A 22,694-nucleotide genomic window follows, 5' to 3' on the forward strand; every position below is an offset into this window, starting at 1 on the left:
CGTTATGTTACGGGTAGCGGCGACTCATTCTCGGCCGATCAGCCCGTGAGGCCGCGACCGGGGCATACTCTCGCAAACGGGATCGGTCGACCGAAGGGGACACGATGACGGCAGTTACCGAACAGCCACGGCAGCGGCCGCGCTGGCGAGCCACCGACCAGGCCTCCGCCACCGCGGAGGATGGCCGCGCGGCGCGGAAGGTGGCGCCGCGCAAGAAGAGTGCGCAGTGGGATCCCTCGGCCCGCACCGCCCCGGCGCTCGACCGGCTGCGCGCCCAGGAAGCGGTCCGCGATCACACCCTGTTGCCGATCCGCTACGCGCGCATGGCCTCCTCGCCGTGGGCCTATCTGCGCGGCGCCGCCGCGGTGATGGCGGCCGACCTGGCGAGCGCCCCGCATTCGGGTCTGACCGTCCAGATGTGCGGTGACGCGCATGTCCTCAACTTCGGCCTGTGGGCGTCGCCCGAACGTCAATTGCTCTTCGACGCACGCGATTTCGACGAGACCTTGCCCGGTCCCTTCGAGTGGGACGTCAAGCGGTTGGTGACCAGCATCCACGTGCTCGCCGCGACCGAGGGGATCGCCGGATCGGTCGCGGAGGACGCGGTCGCCTCGGCGTTGAACGCGTACTGCACCAATATGCGCCGCTACGCGACGTGTGGGGAGCTCGAGGTGTGGTACGACCGGATCACCGCGGAGATGAACATCTCCCAGCTCGACTCCTCGGACGCCGACCGCATGGAGCGCTCGATCCGCAAGCAGAGCAAGAAACGCTCCTCCGCCGGAGCTACCGCCGCGGTGACCGAGGTGGTCGACGGCCGTCGTCGTATCACCGAGGCGCCGCCGAAGCGGATGCACTACAGCCTCAATGCCGAGGAGGAGGTCAGCGTCTTCGAGCAGATCTGGGTCACCTACCTCGCGTCGATCCCGCCGCACCTGACCCGGTTGGTCTCCCGCTTCCATCGCGAGGACACCGTGCAACAGGTCGTCGGTGTCGGCAGCGTCGGCATGCGGGTCTACCTGCACCTGATGGAGGGGGACAGCGGCAACGAGCCGGTGCTCTTCCAGGTCAAGCAGGCCACCGCATCGGTCTACGAACCGTTTCTGCAGCCGAGCCCCTTCGACAACCACGGTCAGCGGGTGACGGTGGGGCAGCGGCTGATGCAGACCGCCAGCGACGTCTTCCTCGGGCACGTGCGGGTCGATGAGCACGACTACTACGTGCGGCAGTTCCGCGACATGAAGATCATCCCGGACGGCCGGCAGATTTCCGGGATCCTGCCTCAGTTCGCCGGCTTCTGTGGTCACGCCCTGGCGAAATCCCATGCGCGCAGCGGGGATCCGGCCGCGATCGATGGATACATCGGCGGCGGCCCCACTTTCCGCAGCGCGATGGCCGACTATGCGCGCGCGTACGCCCAGCAGACGGTCGATGATCACGCCGAGCTGGTGGCCGCGATCGACGCCGGCACGGTGCCCACCACCGACACCCCTTGGTGAACTGCGATCCGGGCCGCGCGATGTCGCGGCCCGGATCGGTTCAGTCGGAGTGTCCCGGCCGCAGCAGCTTCCCGGCCGCGCCACCGACCGTCGACCCGAACGTCGCGATCATCCTGATCAACGGGTCTGCGGTCTCCGAGGCGGAGTCACGGTAGGAGCGGGCGGCCGACTTCAGGTCATCGGCAAAGGTGGCGCCGTTCGCGTCGTCCCCGCGGCGCGGGTAGATGCCGGCCAGGATCGTGCGGTAGTCCTCCGAGGCCGCCCACTTCTGCAGCTGTGCAGCGCGCACCACCGCCAGCGGATGGGTGGTGGTCTCGACGGTGCGCAGCTTGTGGATGCTGTCGCGCACGTCGGTGGTGCCCATGTACTCCTCGGCCTGGCGCAGGAACGACGGCAGATCGATGTCCGACATCTTCGTCGCCCCGGCCAGATAGGCGTGCAGCCGCAGCGCCGCCGGTGGGTCCTGTCCGCAGAGCAGGCCGGCGCGGTCCGCGCTGAGTTCGGCCTTGCGGAACCACTCCATCAGCGCCGCGATCACCGCGCGGATGCCCAGGGCGCCGCCGGGGATCGCCGCGGCGACCGACTGCATGTTCAGCAGGCGGATCAGCAGGGTCCGGAAGACCGCGTGGCCGCTGAGGATGTGGCCGAGTTCGTGCCCGATCGTGAACCGCAGGCTCTCGGCGTCGGTCGCCTCGAGCAGGGCCGTAGTGATCACCACAAACGGCTGGTCGATGCCGATCGCCATCGCGTTCACATCGGGGCTGCGCTGCACGAAGAGCGTCGGCGGCTCGATGTCGAGGATGCGGGCGCAGTCCTCGCGCAGCTCATGGACCTGCGGGTACTGCTTCGGGCCGACACGCACGCTGGACGCCAACGCCATCAGCCGCTCGCCGCGTTCGGGGAAGGCGCCGGAGATGCCCCGCAGGATCTCGCTGACCCCGGGGGCGGCCCGCAACGCCGCGACCGCGCCGCGATCGGCGGGGTGCTCGTAGGCGCGCGGACTGATCCCGGGGAATCGCACCCGTCCCGACATCGTCGGCACGATCTCGACGGTGTCCCTGTCCTGTCCGCCATCGGCCATCGGCCACCCCTTCCCTCGCACGCCATTGTGCCCCGTTCCCCGACCGCGTCGAGGAGACCGTTTCCGGACGCGGGAAAGGGCCGCCCTCACCGATCGCCGCCCGGAGCGGTCCGAAGGGGGGAGGGCCCCGGCCTATCCTTTCGGCGGGTTCTCCCGCGGCGGTCGGACGGTTACTCGGAAGACCTATGGTCCACCATCACATGGGCGCTGCACAGTGGGGGCGGTCACACCACCCGGCCACCGAACGCTCGTGAGGAGAACCATGGCCATCGAACTGAATCAGATTTGGGAATTCCCCATCAAGGAGTTCCACCCCTTCCCGCGCGCCCTCATCGGCGTGGGAGCGCACGACATCCTCGGTGTCGAGGCCAAGAAGCTCGGTTTCAAGCGCTCGCTGCTGGTGACCACCGGCCTGCGCGGTTCGGGCATCATCGAGGAACTCAAGGGCAAGATCGAGTACCAGGGTGTCGACGTGGTGCTGTTCGACGAGGTCGAGTCGAACCCCAAGGACTACAACGTCATGGATGCCGCCGCGCGGTACCAGGCGGAGAAGTGTGACTCGATCATCTCGATCGGTGGCGGCTCGGCGCACGACGCAGCCAAGGGCGCGCGCATGGTGATCGCGCACGACGGCCGCAACATCAACGAGTTCGAGGGCTTCGCCAAGTCCACCAACAAGGAAGCTCCGCCGCATATCGCCGTGTCCACCACGGCGGGCACCGGCTCGGAGACCTCGTGGGCCTACGTCATCACCGACACCTCGGATATGGACAAGCCGCACAAGTGGGTCGCCTTCGACGAACTGTCGATCTGCACCCTGGCTATCGACGACCCGCTGCTGTACTACAGCTGCCCGCAGCACTTCACCGCGTTCTGCGGCTTCGACGTGCTCGCGCACGGCAGTGAGCCGTTCGTGTCGCGTCTGGACTTCGCTCCGTCGCTGGGCAACGCGCTCTACGCGATCGAGCTGGTCGCCAAGAACCTGCGCGAGGCCACCTTCGAGCGCAACAACCTCGCCGCTCGTACCGGGATGATGAACGCGCAGTACATCGCGGCGCAGGCCTTCAACTCCGGCGGCCTCGGCATCATCCACTCGATCTCGCACGCAGTCAGCGCGTTCTTCGACAGCCACCACGGCCTGAACAACGCGATCGCCCTGCCGCGCGTCTGGGAGTACAACCTGCCCAGCCGCTACGAGCACTACGCCCGTATCGCCACCGCGCTCGGTGTCGACACCACCGGCATGACGACCGTCCAGGCCGCCGACGCCGCCGTGGAAGAGGCGATCCGCCTGTCCAAGGACGTGGGCATCCCGGACAACTTCTCGCAGGTCAAGGTCAGCTCCTACGAGAAGAACCAGATGAACACCGGCAAGTACGAGGGCCGTGGCGACACGATCCCCGGCGACGAGAAGACCGTTCGGGCGATCTCCGAGCACATTCAGGACGACTGGTGCACCCCGGGCAACCCCCGCGAGGTCACCGTCGAGTCGATGATCCCGGTCGTCGATCACTGCATCAACGGCTCCTACTGATCGACCCACTTCGCCCGGTCTGTCGGATCGCGCTTCGCATCCGACGGACCGGGCGTCGTTGTACCACCCCACGTTTCACAGAGAGGGCCATCGTTTCCGATGACTAGCTTCGACACTCCCGCCGACCTGACCTCCGCGCTGCGGGAGACCGGTTACATCGCGGATGCGGACTTGGCGACCGTGGTGCATCTGGCGGTGGCCCTCGACCGTCCCCTGCTGCTGGAGGGCCCGGCCGGCGTCGGCAAGACCGAACTGGCGAAGGCGCTGGCCGAGGCCTCCGGTCGTCGCCTGGTACGCCTGCAGTGCTACGAGGGCCTCGACGACAACCGCGCCCTCTACGAATGGGACTACGCCAAGCAACTGCTGCACGTGCAGATGCTGCGCGAACGGATCGGCGGCGCGCTCGAGGCCGAGGCGACCCTCGAGGACGCCTCGCGGGCGCTCGCCAAGATCGACTTCGGCCTCTACTCGGAGAGCTTCCTCGCGCCGCGCCCGCTGCTCGACGCGATCATGTCGACCGAGCCGGTGGTCCTGCTGGTCGACGAGGTCGACCGCACCGAGGAGGCGATGGAGGCCCTGCTGCTCGAGGTGCTGGCCGAAAAGCAGGTCACCGTACCGGAAGTCGGCACCTTCACCGCCCGCACGGCGCCCTGGGTCATCCTGACCTCCAACGACACCCGCGAACTCTCCGCCGCGCTCAAGCGGCGCTGCCTGCACTACACCGTCGGCTACCCGACCGCGGAACGCGAACGCGAGATCGTGTCCTCCCGGGCCCCCGAGACCGAGGAGGGCGTGGTCGCCGAGGTCGTCGAATTGGCCCGTGAATTGCGCGACCTTCCGTTGCGCAAGGCGCCCTCGGTCTCCGAGGTCATCGACGCCGCACGCGCCGCGATGGTTCTGGACGCGCAGACCGACGGCGCCGAGCCGTCCGACGAGGACACCGCGCGCCGCCGTCGCATCCTGCTGTCGACCCTGGTCAAGTACGACACCGACCGCGAACTGATCGACCGGACCGGAACCTCCGAGCCGGTCGCGGCCGCCGCCAGGGGCTCGGCGGTGGCGGCCGGCGCCTCGGCGACCCGACCGATGAACACCACGACCGCGGCGTTCCGCGGACACGGTGGTGGCACCCGCGACAGCGGGAATCGGGGGAGCGGTTCGCGCGGCACGGGATTGCGCGGACGATGATCGAGTCCCGGCCCCGGCCGGCGGTGATCCTCGACGCCGTCGCGGCCGGGTTCGCCCGGCTGCTGCGCCTGCACGGTGTGGCGGTCTCCCCGGCCGAGACGATCGAGATCCGCCGGGTCCTCGCCCTCGTCGGCGCCCGGGATCTCGACATGCTGCGGGCCGCGCTGCGCGCGACGTGTGCGAAGTACCAGCACGAGCAGGCGCCCTTCGACCTCGTCTTCGACGCGATGTTCGTCGGCGCCGCCACAGCCGAATCGGATGAGGTGCGCAATCATCCACGCGCGCAGGTCTCCTCGGGTGCCCTTCCCGACGAATTCGAGATCTCCGACGACGCCGACCTCGGCAAGTACGCCGACTACAACGAGCGGGCGGCCGAGGTGGGCGATCATTTCGACACCCCGGAGAAGGAGAAGGGGTTCAACCCGCACAAGGACGACGACGATCTGTCGATCACCGGTGGCGACTCGGAACTGTCGGTCGACTCGCAGGCCGAGTCGGGCAAGCGCGGTGTCGAGTTCACCGTCGAGGTCGACCGGGCGGCGACCGCCAACGCCGGTGCGCTGTCGGAGGGTTCGACGATCGCCTCGGAATCGGCGATGTCCTGGGACGACCCGCGTGGCATCCTCGACTGGCTCGATTCCTACGATGCCCGTTCGATCTACAGCACCGCCGACGACGGCGAGATCCCCACACAGGAACAGATCGAACGGCTGCTCGCGGCGGTGGAGAACTTCATCGCCGCCCTCGCCGAGCGCACCGCGGCGTCGGGGGTCTCCGGGCCGCCGTCCGGACGGCTGCGCACCGATACCGGTCCGAGCCGCTGGGAGATCGAGGAGGGGTGCCGGGAGGTCCTGCGCCGGATGCGCGGCGCCCATCGCCCCAAGCCGCGGCGGACCGGCCACGGGCGGCTCGACATGCGCCGCACCTCGCGGGCCGGAATGCGCACCGACGGTGTGCCTTTCGAGCTGCGGGTGATGCAGCCGCATCCGGAGCCGGTGCGCCTGCTGATCTTGGCCGACGTCTCGCTGTCGGTGCGGCCGATCACCGCGTTCACCCTGCGGCTCGCCCAGACCATGCGGCGGCGGTCCCGGCGGGCGACCGTGCTCGCCTTCGTCGACCGGCCCGTCGAGGTGACCGACATCCTCAGTGCGAGCACCGGCGACGACGCTCTCGCCGAGGTGCTGTCCTCCCCGGAACTCGACCTGGAGGGGTCGAGCGACTACGGGAAGATGTTCACCGAGGTACTCGGGCGCTACGGCGACTACGTCACGCGGCGGACCTCGGTGCTGATCGTCGGCGACGGCCGGTCCAATGGCCTCGACCCGAAGGTCGACGCGATGGAGGAGTTGGCCCGCAAGGTCCACCGCGTCGCTTGGGTGACCCCCGAGCAGGAGCGGTACTGGTCGCAGGCGATGTGCGCCATGGGCGACTACGCCGAGCACTGCGATGCGGTGGTCGTCGCCCGCGACGCACACGAACTGATCGCCCGCGCCCCCCTGCTGGGCTCCGCCCTGCGCTGATCGGACCGGTCGACCGCTCGGGTGGGATCCGGGGATGGATCGGTGCCGACTCCCGCTCGGCAGGTTAGGCTCTCCGTCGGCCGTAGGGGCGGCCGGATTGGGGGGATGCGGTGCTCGGGGTGGATACGACCACATTGCGTGGGCGTCTGGTTCTGGTGATCGTGCGGATGGTCGGTTCGTTGGTGGCCATCGCGGTCGTGCTCGGCGGCTTCGTCTGGCTGACCAACCGGGGCAGCGCAGCCGCCGGTGATGACATCGCGGCCTCGGGCGCGGGCTTCACCGAGGAGCTCTTTCCGACGCTCGAGCCGAGGCCGCAGCTCGTGCCGGATTACACCCCGCCGCTCGGGTTCCCTACGAGCCAGCTTCGTGACCTGCCGCCCGATCCGGAGCCCAGCGGCGGCTTGCGGACGATCAATACGATCTACGGGATCTCGTACAGCGTTCCGGCCGATTGGTATGCCGGGTCGGGCGCGGTCACCAGTTGGCCCGACGGGACCGACTCGCGGTACAACGGAATTGCGACCGGTGGTGACGGGTACTGTCCGTTGAACGACAACTCGACCGTGCGGACGGCCATGCGGAGGGCCAACGCTCTACCTCTCGATGAGGCCGCGTTGACATATGCGCGGACTGCGGAAGCGATTTGGGCACATGCGGGGTCGGTTCGGATCGAGGGGCCCGTCTCGTTGACCACAGCGTCGGGCGAACCTGCCGTACGGTACACCGCGCTTATCGACGATATTCCTGTCGATGACGAGTGCACACCGACGTCGGAGACTTTCGACGTCGTCGCCCTGCGTGGATACGCGGGCGCCGAAACGGTTGTATTCGTGGCGGAGCGGAAGATCGGTGTCGACCGTGAGTTTCCGGAAAGCGTTGTGGACGAGATTGTTTCCTCTTTGCGGGAGACCAGCTGATGCTCCAGGAGTTTCGCGGCAGTCCGAGGGAGGTTGCTGGTCTGAGCAAGTTGGCCACCGAGATCGGCGGCGATATTCGTGCGGTCGCGACGTACGTGCGCGAGTACGGGTACTACGAATCGGAAGGCCAGATTCTCCGGTCTGCCTCATCGGTCCTGTCGGCGTACTGCACCCTTGCGTCCGATCGATTGGCGGACCGCGTCCTTGAATGCGAGGACATCGGTATCGAACTCAACCGCGCCGCGTGGCTCTATGACACCTCGGAGGCAGAGAACTACGAGTTGCTGAACCTCAACATCGTCCATCCCGACGGGCAGTGGTCCTCCACCGTGCCGGAACCGGGGCGCGCCAGAAACTATCCGTCGGCGGCCGCGTACTCGCGGGCCGAGGAGCCCACGCTCCCCGCGCCGGACCCGCCGGCCGACGATCTGGCCCAGGTGATTCGCGACGCCACCGATTGGCTCGGCGATGTGGACGGTGCCATTGCGGACACCATCGGGCGCAGCCCGGTCCAGACGATCATGCTGCCGATCAGCGGCAACTGGAATGTCCTGCGGTCGGTCGGCGCGGCCTACGCCACCGCGGGGGAGGCGATGCGGGTCGGCGCCGACAACCTGGCGGCGGGTGTTCGGCAGGTCGATCCGCATTGGGACGGGCGGGCCGCGGTGGCGTTCACCGAGCACGCCGGGCTGGTCGAAAAGGCGATTCGAGCGGAGCAACCGGTCGGCGAGATGATCGACATGATGCTCAACCTCGCGGCCGACAAGATCCGCGACGGCATCGGTCACATCATCTCGACATTCGAGGACGAACTGGCGCGCCTGGTCGAGGTCGACAACGGCTACGAGGCCGTCCGCCTGGTGCTCAAGAGACTGTCCGGGTGGGTCGGTGCGACGATCACCGTGTACGAGATCGCCCAGATCCTCCACAACGCCTACAACCGGGCGATGGAGCTCAAGGAGTCCATCGAGCGGGTGGTCGACTCGATTCGGACCGCTTTGGACTTCCTGTCCGATCCCGCCGAGCGCACCGAGCAGTTCGTCCGCGACAAGCTGTCACCGGTCCTGGAGCCCATCGGCGAGGCGGCGGAAAAGGCCCGGATCGTGCAGACGGTGATGGCGGGCGGCGAAGGGGCCATCGACATCGCCGAAGCGCCCGACGAGCCGTACACGACCGGTTTCGGCACGCAGCCCTGGCAGGACGCGACGTGACCGGCCGCTTCGACCCGGCGGATCTGCCGCCGGAGATGGCCCGCGCCTATCGGATCGTCGAGCGCGCCGCTGACGACCTCGCGACCCTGACCGCCCGCGCCGAGCGCGAGCGCGGAAAGCCGATCGTCGTCGACGCCGACTATCTGCGCCGGCTCGCGGAACTGCCCGACGCCGGACCGCAGTTGCGTGCGTTCGCCGAGCGCGTCGAGCGCGGCGAGTCCGAGTGGGACGACATCGAACACGACTGCCGGCCGCTGCCACCGGAGGTCGACGCGATCCGGCGGTCCGCGAACTTCGAGTGGGCGCTGCGGCCATCCCTGCGGGAGCGGGACCCGGACCCCGACGTCGGGCGACCATACCGGTTGACGTGGGTCGATCCCGTCGAACGGCGGGGTTCGTGACCCCCGATCGGGCGCCTGACCGATCGGGCAGGACTCCAGTCCGAATAGCGCAGTAAGCTGGGTCACATGTCCGTGGAGAGTGTCGTCGGTGATGCTGCCGCGGCGCGTGCGTCGACCCTGAATCGGGTCGTGAAATTCCACGCCCCGGAGATCGTCTTCGGGCCCGGTGCGACGCCCGAGGCGGCGCATGCCGTTCTGCGTCTGGGTGGAGTGCGGCCGCTGTTGGTTACCGACCCCGGGATCGCGGCGGCCGGTTGGGTCGACGTGGTCGCGGCCGAGTTGGCCGATTGCGGCCTCGAACCGATCATCTGGGACGGTTTGACGCCCAATCCGAAGGATCACGAGGTCGCCGCCGGATTCGAGGTCTATCGCGACCGCGAATGTGATGTCGTGGTCGGTCTCGGCGGCGGTTCGGTGATGGATGCCGCCAAGGCGATCGGCACTCTGGCGGGCAATGGCGGCGAGATTCTCGACTTCGAGGGGGTCGATCAGGCGTCGCGCCCGATCCCACCGCTGGTGATGATGCCGACGACGGCCGGTACCGGTGCGGACGTGTCCCAGTTCTGCATCATCACCGACTCGCAACGCGGCATCAAGATGACGATCCTCGGCCGCTCCCTGGTCCCGGATATCACCGTCATCGACCCGAAGCTGCTGGTCACCATGCCGGATTGGCTCAGCGCCGCCACCGGCCTCGACGCGTTGACCCACGGCGTCGAGGCGGTCGTCTCGCTGGCCCACAACCCGCTGACCGACCATCACGCGTTGCGGGCGGTGCGCGCGGTCGTCGACACGCTCGAGCGCACCCTGGACGATCCGAACGACATGGCCGCCCGCACGGTGATGGCTCAGGCGGCGCTCGACGCCGGCCTGGCGTTCACCAACGCGATCCTCGGCGCCGCCCACGCGATGAGCCATCAGGTCGGCGGCATGCTCGACCTTCCGCACGGGCAGATCAACGGCGTTCTGCTCCCGCACGTCATCCGCTACAACGCCGAGTACGACCCCCATCCCTATCTGCCGATCGCCCGCAGCCTCGGCCTGGCCGAGCCGTCGATGCCGGCCTCGGAAGCCGCGGTGCTGGTGGCCGACCGGATCGCCCAACTGGCCGCGAGTGTGGGGGTGCCGACCGGTCTGGCCGAGATGGGTGTGCGGGTGGACGACATCGATCGACTGGCCAAACAATCACTCGAGGATGCCTGCATGGCGACCAACCCACGCCCGAGCACCGTGTCCGAGATCGCCGATGTCTTCCGGGCGGCGCTGTGAGGACGACCGATCTCGCCCAGCTGACCGGTCTGCGCTCCGGTAAGCCCACGTTCTATCCCCAATATCGCGGCGCATCGGCCCGGCTCGAACGGGTGGTCGCCGCCTTGGAGCTGATCTCGCGGGCGCTGGTGCGCACCGTCGAGGGTCCGGAGACGTTGATCTGCGCGGTGGCCGAGGCCGCCCGCGCGCATCTGAGCGCCCGCTGGGTGATCTTCGCGCTCGCCGACGGGGCACTGCCCGATACGGGTCTGCGCCGGCTCGTTCTCGGGCCGGATGCCACGCCGTTCCTGGTCGGCGATATGGAGGGGCCACCCCTGCCCGGCGAGGTGGTCGAACTGCTCGACGACCTGCGCACCGGGGCGGTCGCCGATGAACTCATCGAGCCGAACCACGTCGTCGTACCGATCAACCTGGACGGCGGCACGGTCGGCGCCTTCGCGGCGTGGACGCCCGCATCGCGCACCGTCGATGCGACCGACCACACCGTGCTGACTATTCTCGCCTCGCAAACTGCTGTGGCCCTGCAGAACTCGTCGCTCTTCCAGCACGCGGAGCGGACCGCCGCCGATCTGGCGTCCCGCAACCTCGAGCTCGAATCGACCCAGCGGGAACTCGACGCGGCCGGCCGTCGCCACGTCCTCGACCGGGAACGGCATCGCATCGCCCGCGAACTGCACGACAGCGTCACCCAAACGGTGTTGTCCGCCGGCATGCAGGTCGAGGTCCTGCGTCGGCAGATCACCGAGGAGGAGTGGCACGACCGCCTCGACCTGGCCAAGGATCTGACGCGCACGGCGGTCGAGCAGCTGCGGGCCGCGATCTACGCGCTGGAGCATTCCGCGGACGACAATCGCTCGTCCCTGCCGGAGATGTTGCGGCAGTTGGCCGTCGCCCACAAGCCGGACGACCTGTCGGTGTCCTTCGAGGTCAACGGCACGCCCGTCGATCTCCCGGCCGGCGCCGATCACGGGCTGCTGCGCATCGCCGGCGAGGCGCTGTTCAACACCGCCGCACACTCGGGTGGGTCCTCGGCGGTGCTGCGGCTGACGTACCGCTCCGACCACGTCGTGCTGGCGGTGGACGACGACGGTGACGGTGACCCCGCCCGGCTGCGCAAACTGTTGCGCATGGGAGATCGGGTGGACTCCGGTGGGCACCACCGCGGTCTGTGCAATATGGCCACCCGCAGCCGGGAGTTGGGGGGCGGCCTGGAGATTCGCCGATCCCGCCTCGGTGGCGTGCGGATCCGCGTGCGCATCCCCCTGGTCGCCGAGGCCGTGGAGGGTGCCGGCGGCGAGCAACCGCAGTCGACGTCGACGCCCCCCGCGCCCCCATCGGCCACGGTGCCCGCTACCGTCGCCGGCGCCGGGACCGCGTCGCCCGCCCCCGGATTCGAGGGGCAGGCCGGCGAGGGATCGGTCCCAAGAGAACATGTTTCGTCCGGCAGGAGACAACGATGACCGTCCGTGAGGATGCCGCCAAGACCGACACCGTGCGGTTGCTGTTGGTCGACGACCACGCGATCCTGCGACAGGGCTTGCGCACGGTACTCGACGCAGAGAGCGACCTCGAGGTGGTCGGCGAGGCCGCCCACGCCGACGAGGCATTGGCCGCGGCAGCACATCTGCGGCCCGACGTCGCCCTGCTCGACCTCAAGCTGTCCGCCAGCTCGGAACACGAGGGCCTCGAGGTCTGCCGCCGGCTCGCCCGGGCCTACCCGACCATGGGCCTGCTGGTGCTGACGACCTTCCTCGACGACCACCTGGTGGTCGACGCGGTGCACGCGGGCGCCCGCGGATACGTCATCAAGGACGTCGACACCACCGAGCTGGTGCGGGCGATCCGGGCGGTCGCGCGCGGCGAGAGCGCCTTCGACTCGCGCAGCGCCGCGGCGGTGGTGCGCTCGCTCAACGGCCCCTCCGACGACCGCGGCCGGCTGACCGAGCGGGAGCTCGAAGTGCTGCGCCTGCTGGCGAACGGCTTGTCCAACAACAAGATCGGCGCCCAGCTGTTCATCTCTGCGACGACGGTCAAGTTCCACGTCAGCAACATCATGCGCAAGCTGGGCGTCAGCCGGCGCGCCGAGGCGGTCTACGCCGCGAGCAAGGGCGGATTGATCTGACCGCGGATCGACTCGGGGCGGTCCCGGCGACCGCCACCGGCCGGCACGCCCTGGTGGTCGTACCGGTCGGGTCGCTCGAACAGCACGGCCCGCATCTGCCGCTCGATACCGACACGCGGATCGCGGTCGCCGTCGCCCGGCAGGTGCCGAACGCGTGGTTGGCCCCGGCGATCGCCTACGGCAACAGCGGTGAGCACGAGGACTTTCCGGGCACGGTGTCGATCGGCGCGGCCGCCCTGGAGATGGTGCTGGTCGAGTACGGGCGGTCGGTCTGCCGGTGGGCCGACCGCGTCCTGTTCGTCAACGGCCACGGCGGGAACATCCCCGCGGTCCGGGCGGCCACCGAACTGCTGCGCTACGAGGCCCGCGACGTCGCCTGGTCCCCGTGTGCCCACGCCGGCGCCGACCCGCACGCGGGCCGAACCGAGACCTCGATCCTGCTGCACCTCGACGCGGACGTCGTCGGCGACTATCGGGCGGTCGAACCGGTGTCGACCCCGCTGGCGCAACTGTTGCCGCGGCTGCGGACCGAGGGGGTGCGCGCGGTCTCGCCCTCCGGTGTCCTCGGCGATCCCGCCGCGGCGACCGCGGACGAGGGACGGATGATCCTCGACGCGATGCGCGACGATCTGATCGCCCGGGTCGATCGGTGGCTCCCGGATACCTCGGGCCGGCTCGGCTGATCGGTGCGGGCGCCGGTGCAGCCGAGCGCGATGCCGGCCGCGACCACGGCGATGCCGACCCACACCCCCGGCCCCGGCATCGCTCGACCGAGCAGCACCCCCGACAGGGCCGCCGCCGCGGGCACCAGCCCGGCCAGCAGGCCGGCGCGGGCGGCGCCGAGGCGGGCGACGCAGGCGTACCAGAGCACGAACGCCACCGCGGTCACCGCGATCGACAGGTAGCCGATCGCCACCCACTCGGCCGGTCGGATCCGCGTGATCGCCCCCGGACCGTCGAGGATCACCCCGCCGATACCGAAGGTCAGCGCCGCCATCCAGGTGGTGTGCACCGACACCCCGAACGGGCCGTGCCGCCCGAGCAGCGGAATCGCCAACAGGGTGAAGCCCGCCTCGGTCGCGAAGACCGTTGCTGCGCACAGTAGCCCGATCGTATCGGAATCGCCGACGCCCTGGACCAGCGCCGAGCCGGCCGTGACGACGCCGGCGGCCGCGAGCAGTCGACCACTGACCGGCAGCCCCTGCAGGAGCGGTCCGCCGACCGCCAGGATCACCGGTACGGCCGCCACCGCGACCCCGAGCACCGCGGGCTCCGCATGTCGGGAGCCGATCACCAGGGCGATGTTGAACAGCACCAGCCCGCATCCGCAGACGCCCAGCAGCCATCCCCACTCCGCCTCGCGCGGCCGATGGATCGGCACCCGCGCGATGCGGGTAACCCCCACCAGGAGCGCGGCGGCCAGGCCGTAGCGCACCGCTTGGGTGGTGGCGACCGGGCCGTCCGCCACCATCGCCGAGACCGCGGCGCTGCCCCCGACACATGCCATGGCCACGGCGCCGCCGAGCCCGGCAAGCATGGGGGAGGGCGACGGGACGGCGGTGACTGCGGATGTCATGCCCACCACCATCGGTCCGTCGTATGGTCCTACGGAAGGGCCAATTCCGAGAGGAAGTCATGGACCAAATGACCACCCGCGGCGGAGTCGACTTCCTCCAGCTGGATGCGCGCGCCGCGCCGCAGCGGGACCTGACCGGCTGGCTCACCGGCGCACTGCGCACCGCGATCGTCGACGGCAGGCTCGGTCGCGGCGACCGCCTCCCACCGACGCGAACGCTCGCCGGGGAGCTCGGAATCTCCCGCGGAGTGGTCGTGGAGGCCTACCGCCGGCTGGCCGAGGAAGGGGTGATCGCCGCACGCACCCGCGCGGGGACGGTCGTGATCGGAGGGCCCGCGGGGTCGGATGCGATCGGTGCGCCCGGCGACGCGGATACCGGCATTCCGGCGATCGACAACGCCCCGCACGACCGTGCCCGCGGCTTCACGGGCGGGACCACCGCGGTGCACCGATCCCTGCTGCCCCACGCGGAGGCGGGCGTCGAGATCGACCTGTCGCCGGGGCTGCCGGATCTGTCCTCCTTCCCGCGCGCGGCCTGGCTGCGGCACGAACGTCGCGTCCTGACCGAGGCCGGGGCGCGCGAACTCGGCTACGTCGATCCGCAGGGGACGGCGGCGCTGCGCGAACAGCTGGCCCACCGGCTGACCCGGGTGCGCGGCGTGCGCGCGAGCCCGGCGGACATCGTGGTGGTCAACGGTGTGGCACAAGCGTTGTCGATCATCGCGATCCTGCTCGGCCGCGACGGTCGGACGCGGATGGCCGTCGAGGATCTCGGCTCGGTCGGCGCCCGCGAGCACCTGCGGGCGTGGGGGATCGCGCCGGTCCCGGTCGCCGTCGATCGGTCGGGAATGCGCACCGACCGCCTGGGCGCCGCCGATGTCGACTCCGTTCTGCTCACTCCCGCGCACCAATTCCCGATGGGCGCCGTATTGGCGGCCGATCGCCGTGAGGATGTGCTGCGCTGGGCGCGATCCGGCGGCCTGGTGATCGAGGACGACTACGACGCCGAAATGCGCTACGACCGAGCGCCGGTCGGTGCCCTGCAGGGGTTGGCACACGAGGCGGTGATCCACGTCGGCAGCGTCTCGAAGGCGCTCGCGCCCGCGCTGCGGCTGGGGTGGATCGTCGCCCCGAAGGCCCTGCGGGATCGTCTGGTCGACCTGAAATTCTCGCTCGACATCGGCAGCCCCAGGCTCGCTCAGCTGGTACTGGCATCCATGCTGGCCTCCGGTGACTACGACGGGCATCTGCGCCGTCTGCGGTCGCGTCACCTCCGGCGTCGCGACGTGATGGTCCGGGCGCTGCGGGCGGCGCTGCCGGACGCGGATGTCTTCGGTATTCAAGCGGGATTGCATGTGGTGGTGACGTTTCCGAATCTCGACCCCGGCGCGGACGACGAGATCGCGCGCCGCTGCGCGGCGGCCGGGGTGCGGGTACATCCGCTGTCGATGCACCGCTGCACCCCCGGTGCGGCGGGTTTGGTGATCGGCTATGCGGCCAACGGTCCGACCCGGCTCGAGGCGGGTGTCGCGGCGATCGGGTGTGCGATGGCAGCAGGTGGTATCGCGTCCCGACCCGGACCGGCCGACCGACCCGGACCGGCCGACCGACCCGGACCGGCCGACCGGCGCGGAGCCGAACCGATCGGCGCACCGGAATCTGCCGGACTGTGATCATTCCCGTAGGCGTGATCCGGCTCTCGCGGTATCTGTGACCGCCCGGTGAACCGGCGGTCCCGAAACGAGCGCCGGAGACGACCGAACGGCCGATCGGCGGCCCGGATGCGACCGTTCACCGGAAGGCGGCGGGAATGCCCTTTCGATCCGTCCGTGAAACGCCGAAGCGGAGAATGTACCGATTGATCGCGGACTTTTCCGGTAAGTCCGCCCGGAGTCGCTACGATTCACCAATGCACAACGCTCGGTTGCCCGACGGGTTTGGGGTGAGGGTCGAGCCGACAGCGGTCACGCTGTCCGGCGGCACGGTTCTCGTCGGTGGCGTTCCCAAGCGGATGTTGCGATTGGCGCCGGCCGCCGCGGAGATGATCGGCGAAGGCTATCTGCGGGTCACCGATGCGCGGACCGCCGGTGTCGCCCGGACCCTGCTGGATTCCGGTCTGGCTCATCCCCGGCCGATGAGCACCCCCTCGGTCACCGATATCTCCGTCGTCATCCCCGTGCGCAATAACGCCGCCGGGGTCGACCGCCTCCTGCGGCACCTGCGCGGCCTGCGCGTCGTCGTCGTCGACGACGGCTCCGATGTCCCGCTGACCCTCGACGAATCGGCCTACTGCCTCGCCGGCCTGACCGTGGTGCGGCACGAGCGTTCCCGCGGCCCCGCGGCCGCACGCAATACCGGATTCGCCCGGGTGGAACAGGACTTCGTCGCCTTCCTGGACTCCGATGTCGTCCCCCGCCGCGGCTGGCTCGAGGTGGTGTCCAGCCACTTCAGCGATCCGACCGTCGCGATGGTCGCCCCGCGCATCGTCGGCTACGGCCCTGCGCATTCCCAGCTGGCCCGATACGAGCAGATGTGCTCCTCGCTCGATCTCGGACGGCACGAGTCGATGGTGCGCCCCGGCGGCCGCGTGCCCTACGTGCCGTCGGCCGCCGTGGTCGTGCGCGCCGCCGCGCTGCGCGAGCAGGGCGGCTTCGACGAGTCGATGCACGTCGGCGAGGACGTCGACCTGTGCTGGCGGATGCAGGACGCCGGCTGGCGACTGCGCTACGAACCGGTGGCGACCGTCGAGCACGAGCACCGCATCCGCATCGGCGCCTGGTTCTCCCGACGGGTGTTCTACGGCACCAGCACCGCGACCCTCGCGGCCCGCCATCCCGGCAAGGTCCCCCCGATCGCGATGTCCCGCTCGCTGCTGGCGACCGCGATCCTGGTGTTGACCCTGTCCAAGGTCGGACTGGTCGCGGCCGCCGCGTCGATGGTGTTCGTCTTCACCCGGCTGCGGTCGACCTTCGCCGACGTCGAGGGTCGCGATCGACTCGCCGCGCAGTTGGCGGTCACCGGCGTGGCCAGTGCGATCCGGCGGGTCGCGATCGCGCTGGTACGCGAGTATTGGCCGGCGACGCTGCTGGCGATGCTGCTCTCGACGCGGGTGCGCAATACCGTGGTCACCATCGCGATCGTCGAGGGGCTGGTCGACTGGTTCGAACGCAACGACCCGATGGGCCCCGGCCCGATCTCGCATCTGCTCTATCGGCGGCTCGCCGACCTCGCCTACGGCGCGGGCCTGTGGCAGGGCGTGATCGCCGAGCGCGATACCCGGGCGCTCCGCCCCATTCTGCAGGGCTGACGCTTGCGCGTCGTTGTCGTCGGGGCGGGCAGTTGCGGCTGTGTGGTCGCCGCCCGCTGCGCGGCGACCCCGGGCGTCGAGGTGGTCCTGATCGAAGCCGGACCCGACCGAGCCCGGGCTCTGCCGGCGAACACCCTGCCGATCGGCCCCGACAGCACACTGATCGATCCGATCGGGATTCACATCCACGCCGGGGCCGACGGCTCCGCGAGCGCGGACGGCGTCGTCACCCGCGGCCGGGTGCTCGGGGGCAGCGGCGCGGTCAACGGCGGCTACTTCATACGGGGTCGGCTCACGGATTACACCCGCTGGCCCGGCCCCGAGTGGTCGGCGGAGGTGGTCGGGGCCGCCTTCCGGCGAATCGAACACGACCTGGACTTCCCCGGCGATCCGCGACACGGCGACGCCGGTCCGATCCCGGTACGGCGGGCTCGGGCGGACCGGTACGCGCCGCCGACCCGCGCCGCGGTCACCGCTTTCGCGGGGGCCGGGCTGGCGGCTCTCGCCGATCTGAACGACATGCACGTCGAGGTCGGCTTCGGTCCGGTGCCGGGCAATATCCGTGCCGAATACCGGATCGATACCGCGACAGGATATTTCGGTAACGGCACCGAGGACATTCGGGTGCCCGAGGCGATCCGACTGCGCACCGGCACCACCGTGCTGAGTATTCGGATCGACCACGGTCGCGCCCGGGGTGTGCGGTTGCGGACCGCCGCCGGGGCGATCGAGGAGGTGGCGGCGGATCTTGTCGTATTGGCCGCGGGGGCGGTGCGCACGCCGCAGCTGTTGCTGCTCTCCGGGGTCGGACCGGCGGCCGAGGTGGCCCGGATCGGCGCCGACCCGGTCGTCGATCTACCGGGGGTCGGGCGCGGGATTCGCGACCACCCGGAACTGATGCTGCCGACCGATGAGCTCGCCGTCGACCACGCGGACCGCCTGCTCGAGGTGGTCGCTCACCTCGACGGGGTCGAGGTGCGGCCCTATGCCGCCGGCTTCGGCGCCTTCATTCCCGGTGTCGACGATCGGCGCCGACATGTCGGCATCGCCCTGATGCGCTCCGACACCGTCGGGACGCTGCACCTCGATGCTGCCGATCCGAGCGCCGCTCCCCGGGTCGACTACGACCTGCGCGGCGATAGGGACCGACTGGCCGCGATCGGTCGGCGCGAGACCGCGATCGGGGACCTGGCGGCGCGGCTGGGAGCGTCCGAGGGAGCCGGCGGGCGCATCGGAATGTCGCTGCACGCATCCTGCGGTGCCCGGATGGGCGACGACGACGATCCCGGCGCCGTGGTCGACTCGCGCTGCCGTGTTCGAGGCGTCGACGGGCTGCGGGTGATCGATACGTCGGCCTTCCCGGAGATCCCGACGCGCGGTCCGCACGCGACGGCGATCATGTTCGCCGATCGGGCCTGTGACCTGCTTCTCGAGGATGTACACGGAGAATCCGCTACCGTTGATTAATTCACTACCGTCGGGTGAGGGTAACCGAACACCGGAGTGTGATCTCGGTTACAGTGGTAACAACGGTGGCCGCCGCAATGACCAGCGGCGTGGAAGGGGTCCGTATGGCTGACGTCTCGCCGGCTGTCAACCCGTGGGCAGCTGCCCGACCGGGTACCGATCTCATCGCGCTCGCTCGCGACGTCGCCCGGGCGCGCGCACGCTTCGCCGAGAGGGCGGTCGACCGGCACCGGGTGCGCCCGGTGGTTCTCGACTCGTGGCATCGCAGCGTCGACGGGGGAGTCGACCCGGACGCCGAGGGCAGCACCTCGATGACCCACGTCGATCTGCGTCGCTACCGCGCCGAACATCCGATGCGTCTGATCCGGCCGGTCGTGCGCAATCTGCTGCTCGACGACGGGATCGACGACGGAATGGTCGTCGCCCTGACCGACGCGAAGGGCCTGCTGCTGTGGGTGGAGGGGCAGAACTCCGCCCTCGACCGCGCCGCGTCGATGAACTTCTCCGAGGGCACCGATTGGAGCGAGGCCGCCGTCGGCACCAACGCCCCGGGTACCGCGCTGGCCCTCGACCACGGCCTGCAGATCCTCGGCGCGGAACACTTCTCGCACTCCGTGCAGGAGTGGAGCTGTACCGCGGCTCCGGTCCACCATCCGACCACCGGCCAGATCCTCGGCGTCATCGATGTCACCGGTGGGCCGCGGATGGCGGCGCCGGAGATGCTGTCGCTGGTTCGGGCCACCGTCGTCGCCGCCGAGGCGGAACTGCGGGTGCAGGCGATGGAGAACCCCGGTCTGTTGAGCGGCTTGGAGGGCAATCGGCTCGAATTGCTCGGCGCGCGACCGGTTCTCACTCGTGATGTGGGGCGCGCCGAGTTGTCCGGCCGCCACGCGGAGATCCTACTGCTGCTCGCCGAACACCCCGAGGGCCTCGCCAGCGACCGGCTCGCGGTCCTGCTCGACGAGTCCGATCTGGACTCGGTGACCATCCGTGCGGAGATCTCGCGGCTGCGTCGCGTGGTCGGCCCCGGCGTGGTGGGATCGCGCCCCTATCGGCTGCTCGCGCCGATGAGTACCGACCTCGACGACGTGCGATTCGCACTCGAACGCGGGGATGTCGACCGCGCCCTGCGCCTCTACGGTGCCCCGGTTCTGCCGCGGTCGACCGCGCCCGGTATCCACGACATCCGCGAGGGCCTGCGGTTCGGGTTGCAGCGAGGGGTGCTCGCCGCCGGCGACCCGGCCCTGCTGGGCCGGTGGATCACCTCGTCCCACGGTCGCGACGACATCGAGGCGTGGATGGCCTATCGCGCTACGCTCGACCCCCGCTCGTCGATGCATGCCAAGGTGCAGGCCCGCATCGATCGATGGGCCTGACCACCGTTATTTCGGATTTCTCGGATATGTCGGCCGCTCGCAACGTTTATGCAACGCAACGCCTCGTAGCGTGTGTTTCGAGTCACAAAGGGGACAGCGTGTGTTCCCGCCGATATGCACCCTCGAGGAGATGCGATGACCGTCTACGCCCGCCCCGGAGCACCGGACGCCAAGATGAGCTTCCAGTCCCGGTACGACAACTGGATCGGCGGCGAATGGGTTGCCCCGGTCAAGGGTGAGTACTTCGAGAACGTCACTCCGGTCACCGGCCAGGTCTTCACCGAAATCGCTCGTTCCACCGCCGAGGACATCGAGCTCGCCCTCGACGCCGCTCATGCCGCCGCCCCCGCCTGGGGCCGCACCTCCGCCGCCGAGCGCGCGCTGATCCTCAACAAGATCGCCGATCGCATCGAGGAGAACCTCGAGGGCATCGCGCTCGCCGAGAGCTGGGACAACGGCAAGCCGATCCGCGAGACCCTGAACGCGGATATCCCGCTCGCGATCGATCACTTCCGCTACTTCGCCGGCGCGATCCGCGCCCAGGAGGGGTCGCTGTCGGAGATCAACCACGACACCGTCGCCTACCACTTCCACGAGCCGCTCGGCGTCGTCGGCCAGATCATCCCGTGGAACTTCCCGATCCTGATGGCGGTCTGGAAGCTCGCCCCGGCCCTCGCCGCCGGCAACGCGGTCGTCCTCAAGCCGGCCGAGCAGACCCCCGCGTCGATCCTGCACCTGATCTCGGTCATCGGCGATCTGCTGCCCCCCGGCGTGATCAACATCGTCAACGGCTTCGGTGTCGAGGCGGGCAAGCCGCTCGCGTCGAGCCCGCGCATCTCGAAGATCGCCTTCACCGGTGAGACCACCACCGGCCGGCTGATCATGCAGTACGCCTCGCAGAACCTGATCCCGGTCACCCTGGAGCTCGGTGGCAAGAGCCCGAACATCTTCTTCTCCGATGTTCTGGCCCGCAACGACGACTACCAGGACAAGGCGCTCGAGGGCTTCACGATGTTCGCCCTCAACCAGGGCGAGGTCTGCACCTGCCCGTCGCGTTCGCTCATCCAGGCGGATATCTACGACGAGTTCCTCGCGCAGGCGGCCATCCGCACCAAGGCCGTGCGCCAGGGCGATCCGCTGGACACCGAGACCATGATCGGTGCCCAGGCCTCGAACGATCAGCTCGAGAAGATCCTGTCCTACATCGAGATCGGCAAGGGCGAGGGCGCCCAGCTGGTCACCGGTGGCGAGCGCGCCGAGCTCGGTGGCGACCTCAACGGCGGCTTCTACGTGCAGCCGACCATCTTCACCGGCCACAACAAGATGCGGATCTTCCAGGAGGAGATCTTCGGACCGGTTGTCTCGGTGACCTCGTTCACCGACTACGACAACGCGATCGAGATCGCCAACGACACCCTCTACGGCCTCGGCGCCGGCGTGTGGTCGCGTGACGGTGGCGTCGCCTACCGCGCGGGCCGTGACATCAAGGCCGGTCGCGTGTGGACCAACACGTACCACCAGTACCCGGCGCACGCCGCCTTCGGTGGCTACAAGCAGTCCGGTATCGGTCGCGAGAACCACCTGATGATGCTCGAGCACTACCAGCAGACCAAGAACCTGCTGGTGAGCTACGCCGAGAAGGCTCAGGGCTTCTTCTGATGTCCACGGACCCGGCCGTAGCGGGGCCGTCGGCCACACCGGCCCGGGTTCTGGCTTCCACGCAGGCGGCGCAACTGCTGCGCCGCCTGCGTGACCGGAACGGCGCGTTGATGATTCACCAGTCGGGTGGGTGCTGCGACGGCTCCTCGCCGATGCTCTACCCGCTGGGCGATTTCATCGTCGGTGACCTGGATGTCCTGCTGGGCCTGCTCGATCTGCGACTCGAGGCGGGCGAGGTCCGGGACGACATCCCCGAGGGAGCCGAGGCGGTACCGGTGTGGATCTCCGGTCCGCAGTTCGAGGTCTGGCAGCACACCCAGCTGGTCCTCGATGTCGTTGTCGGTCGCGGGGCGGGATTCAGCCTCGAGACCCCGGAGGGGGTGCGCCTGCTCACCCGCGGGCGTTCCTTCGACGAGAACGAGCTTCTGGCACTGAAGGCCGACCCGGCTCTGCTGGGACGGCAGTACGAAGCGGGGCAACGCCCCGCACCGGCCGGGGTGCCGACGGTGGTCGACGATGTCGTCGCCGCCTGCGCCCTGCCGAACTGAGAGCCCGCTCGCGGGAGCT

General features: G+C 69.5%; 18 protein-coding genes and 1 pseudogene. 17 read left to right on the top strand and 2 right to left on the bottom strand.

All coding sequences use genetic code 11. The features are described 5' to 3' along the window. Positions 1-104 precede the first annotated feature (104 nt). The gene (locus tag MB1_RS23220; protein ID WP_084352532.1) at positions 105-1,499 is read left to right on the top strand and encodes a DUF2252 domain-containing protein; all 1,395 of its coding nucleotides are present in this window, start codon (positions 105-107) and stop codon (positions 1,497-1,499) included. Positions 1,500-1,539: 40 nt separating this feature from the next. Here the strand turns inward: MB1_RS23220 and MB1_RS23225 are convergent, their stop codons facing one another. Further along, a complete protein-coding gene (locus tag MB1_RS23225) occupies positions 1,540-2,580 on the bottom strand; it encodes a M48 family metallopeptidase (RefSeq protein ID WP_218000307.1) in 1,041 nt (346 codons plus the stop codon). 262 nt (positions 2,581-2,842) lie between these two features. Here MB1_RS23225 and mdo point away from each other — a divergent pair, with 262 nt between their 5' ends. The 10 genes from mdo to mftE all read left to right on the top strand — a co-directional run bounded on the left by mdo (position 2,843) and on the right by mftE (position 13,425). Continuing rightward, on the top strand, positions 2,843-4,114 hold the full coding sequence (mdo, locus tag MB1_RS23230) for an NDMA-dependent methanol dehydrogenase (protein ID WP_066913206.1): 1,272 nt from the start codon (positions 2,843-2,845) through the stop codon (positions 4,112-4,114). A 99-nt stretch (positions 4,115-4,213) separates the two neighbouring features. After that, complete coding sequence (locus MB1_RS23235; RefSeq protein ID WP_066913207.1) at positions 4,214-5,302, top strand: MadB family AAA-type ATPase; 1,089 nt, start codon at positions 4,214-4,216, stop codon at positions 5,300-5,302. Next, positions 5,299-6,822 (top strand): MadC family VWA domain-containing protein, encoded by a 1,524-nt coding sequence (gene madC, locus MB1_RS23240; protein ID WP_066913209.1) that lies wholly within the window; start codon positions 5,299-5,301, stop codon positions 6,820-6,822. The genes MB1_RS23235 and madC overlap by 4 nt, the downstream gene beginning before the upstream one ends. A 119-nt stretch (positions 6,823-6,941) precedes the next feature. Next, positions 6,942-7,739, top strand: coding sequence for a DUF8017 domain-containing protein (locus MB1_RS23245; RefSeq protein ID WP_157084314.1), 798 nt, complete (start codon positions 6,942-6,944; stop codon positions 7,737-7,739). Further along, the gene (locus MB1_RS23250; protein ID WP_157084316.1) at positions 7,739-8,950 is read left to right on the top strand and encodes a hypothetical protein; all 1,212 of its coding nucleotides are present in this window, start codon (positions 7,739-7,741) and stop codon (positions 8,948-8,950) included. The genes MB1_RS23245 and MB1_RS23250 overlap by 1 nt, the downstream gene beginning before the upstream one ends. Then, positions 8,947-9,351 carry a hypothetical protein gene (locus tag MB1_RS25845; protein WP_066913215.1) on the top strand — a complete coding sequence of 135 codons (405 nt, stop codon included), beginning with the start codon at positions 8,947-8,949 and terminating at the stop codon, positions 9,349-9,351. The genes MB1_RS23250 and MB1_RS25845 overlap by 4 nt, the downstream gene beginning before the upstream one ends. A gap of 66 nt (positions 9,352-9,417) precedes the next feature. Next, entirely contained in the window at positions 9,418-10,620 is a 1,203-nt protein-coding gene (locus MB1_RS23260; RefSeq protein ID WP_066913217.1) for an iron-containing alcohol dehydrogenase, read from the top strand. Beyond that, positions 10,617-12,080: a MadS family sensor histidine kinase gene (locus MB1_RS23265; protein ID WP_084352534.1), complete on the top strand. Its 1,464-nt coding sequence runs from the start codon at positions 10,617-10,619 to the stop codon at positions 12,078-12,080. Before MB1_RS23260 ends, MB1_RS23265 begins: the two co-directional genes overlap by 4 nt. Next, positions 12,077-12,742 carry a MadR family response regulator transcription factor gene (locus tag MB1_RS23270; RefSeq protein WP_066913220.1) on the top strand — a complete coding sequence of 222 codons (666 nt, stop codon included), beginning with the start codon at positions 12,077-12,079 and terminating at the stop codon, positions 12,740-12,742. The genes MB1_RS23265 and MB1_RS23270 overlap by 4 nt, the downstream gene beginning before the upstream one ends. Then, positions 12,739-13,425, top strand: coding sequence for a mycofactocin biosynthesis peptidyl-dipeptidase MftE (gene mftE, locus MB1_RS23275; protein WP_084352536.1), 687 nt, complete (start codon positions 12,739-12,741; stop codon positions 13,423-13,425). The genes MB1_RS23270 and mftE overlap by 4 nt, the downstream gene beginning before the upstream one ends. Before the next feature lie 35 nt (positions 13,426-13,460). Here mftE and MB1_RS23280 read toward each other — a convergent pair. Next, positions 13,461-14,330, bottom strand: a pseudogene (locus MB1_RS23280) (DMT family transporter); the annotation flags it as partial. A gap of 56 nt (positions 14,331-14,386) precedes the next feature. Between MB1_RS23280 and pdxR the strand changes: the two are divergent. The 6 genes from pdxR (at position 14,387) to MB1_RS23310 (ending at position 22,675) form a co-directional block, all read left to right on the top strand. Beyond that, positions 14,387-15,991: a MocR-like pyridoxine biosynthesis transcription factor PdxR gene (pdxR, locus tag MB1_RS23285; RefSeq protein WP_245650325.1), complete on the top strand. Its 1,605-nt coding sequence runs from the start codon at positions 14,387-14,389 to the stop codon at positions 15,989-15,991. Between the two features lie 236 nt (positions 15,992-16,227). Next, entirely contained in the window at positions 16,228-17,625 is a 1,398-nt protein-coding gene (gene mftF, locus MB1_RS23290) for a mycofactocin biosynthesis glycosyltransferase MftF (protein ID WP_066913225.1), read from the top strand. Positions 17,626-17,628: 3 nt separating this feature from the next. After that, positions 17,629-19,092, top strand: coding sequence for a mycofactocin dehydrogenase MftG (mftG, locus tag MB1_RS23295; protein ID WP_084352540.1), 1,464 nt, complete (start codon positions 17,629-17,631; stop codon positions 19,090-19,092). A gap of 104 nt (positions 19,093-19,196) precedes the next feature. Continuing rightward, complete coding sequence (locus MB1_RS23300) at positions 19,197-20,468, top strand: helix-turn-helix domain-containing protein (protein WP_066913244.1); 1,272 nt, start codon at positions 19,197-19,199, stop codon at positions 20,466-20,468. A gap of 135 nt (positions 20,469-20,603) precedes the next feature. Continuing rightward, positions 20,604-22,127 (top strand): aldehyde dehydrogenase, encoded by a 1,524-nt coding sequence (gene adh, locus MB1_RS23305; RefSeq protein WP_066913228.1) that lies wholly within the window; start codon positions 20,604-20,606, stop codon positions 22,125-22,127. After that, the gene (locus tag MB1_RS23310; RefSeq protein WP_066913231.1) at positions 22,127-22,675 is read left to right on the top strand and encodes a DUF779 domain-containing protein; all 549 of its coding nucleotides are present in this window, start codon (positions 22,127-22,129) and stop codon (positions 22,673-22,675) included. The genes adh and MB1_RS23310 overlap by 1 nt, the downstream gene beginning before the upstream one ends. The last annotated feature ends 19 nt before the right edge of the window (positions 22,676-22,694 follow it).

Source organism: Millisia brevis NBRC 105863 (assembly GCF_001552615.1).
In the GTDB taxonomy this organism is placed as follows: domain Bacteria; phylum Actinomycetota; class Actinomycetes; order Mycobacteriales; family Mycobacteriaceae; genus Millisia; species Millisia brevis.